At 64.6% G+C, this 1,042-nt stretch carries 2 protein-coding genes; both read right to left on the bottom strand.

What is annotated here, in order from left to right; translation table 11 throughout:
* Positions 1-152: 152 nt before the first annotated feature.
* Positions 153-509, bottom strand: a complete 357-nt coding sequence (locus tag ABD191_RS29375; protein ID WP_030901033.1) for an HNH endonuclease — start codon at positions 507-509, stop codon at positions 153-155.
* Positions 510-574: 65 nt separating this feature from the next.
* Positions 575-1,042: GDSL-type esterase/lipase family protein (locus ABD191_RS28850; RefSeq protein WP_344089084.1), on the bottom strand; the 468-nt coding region annotated here is incomplete at its 5' end.

Consider the following 1,042-nt stretch of genomic DNA (forward strand, 5'->3'; position numbering starts at 1 on the left):
GTCCGATTTGGTGATTTCGACTCCCCTACCCCCTCCTGGGGGTCCTCCCGGGGTCAAATCCGGGCTCTCGGGAGCCGATTCGGGGCTCTCAGAGGCCCCAAAATCGAAGATCCGGAGCCCATTTTCTCACCTCAAATGAGCCCTGTACAGGGTCAAAAGGTGAGCCCTGGACCGTCCGGACGCGTCCTCCGACGTCGATCTTGATCCGATTTGACCTCGTGATGAGCCTTGCAGAGCGTCTGGACGTTCGCTGGGTCCCACTTCGAGCCGCCTTCGGACAGCGGGATGAGGTGATCGACTTCGAGCCCCGTCTTTGCTCCGCACCATCGACACTGAGGCTCTCGCTCCAGCATCTGAGCCCTGAACGTGCGCCACTTACGTGTCGAGCCTGAGCCCCAAGCCTTCGACTTGTTGGCCCATGCCCTCCTCTGGTGCTTCTCGCACCGTCCCTGTGTGGTGAGCTCCTGGCACTCGGGATCCCCACACCTGGATGGGGGTGAGGTAGGCATACCCTCCACCCCCTCCCCTCCACCCCCCTGCCCCCCTGAGGAGGGGGGCGGGGGTGCCTGAACCCCTAGGCGGGTGTTAGCTCCTGGATGGCTGCTGCAATGCGCTTGGCCAGGTATGCATGCCCTGCATCCGTGGGATGGACAGCATCCGTACCGATGTACACGTCAGCGTTCCCTGTGCCCGTTGTGGCCCCTACGCGCCCTGTGCCCGTAATCCAGGCCCCGTGGGTCGCTATGAGCGTCCCTGAGGCGTCGTAGCAGCCCCCAGTGATCGGGCTGATGAACGGTAGGTTCGCCGCCGCGGCCGCCAGTCTCAGGGTGTCGTTCGTGTTGGTGATCGACGCCCCCGGGGAGCCCGAGGGTGACCAGCAGCCGATCACGTAGACCGCAGCGTTCGGCAACCCGGCCTTGATGGTGCTGTAGAGGCTGGCCGCGGCTGCGGAGATGCTCGGCTGGGAGCCTCCGTTGTCGTTGTAGCCGGCCCAGACGACCAGCTTGGTCGGGGTATTGGCGATGACGTCGGTCGCTACACG

The sequence above is a fragment of the Luedemannella helvata genome (assembly GCF_039528415.1).
Taxonomy (GTDB): domain Bacteria; phylum Actinomycetota; class Actinomycetes; order Mycobacteriales; family Micromonosporaceae; genus Luedemannella; species Luedemannella helvata.

Bases quoted from the DNA above. Each gene is read 5' to 3' on its own strand.
- ABD191_RS29375 (WP_030901033.1), bottom strand. From the start codon at position 509: ATGCCTACCTCACCCCCATCCAGGTGTGGGGATCCCGAGTGCCAGGAG.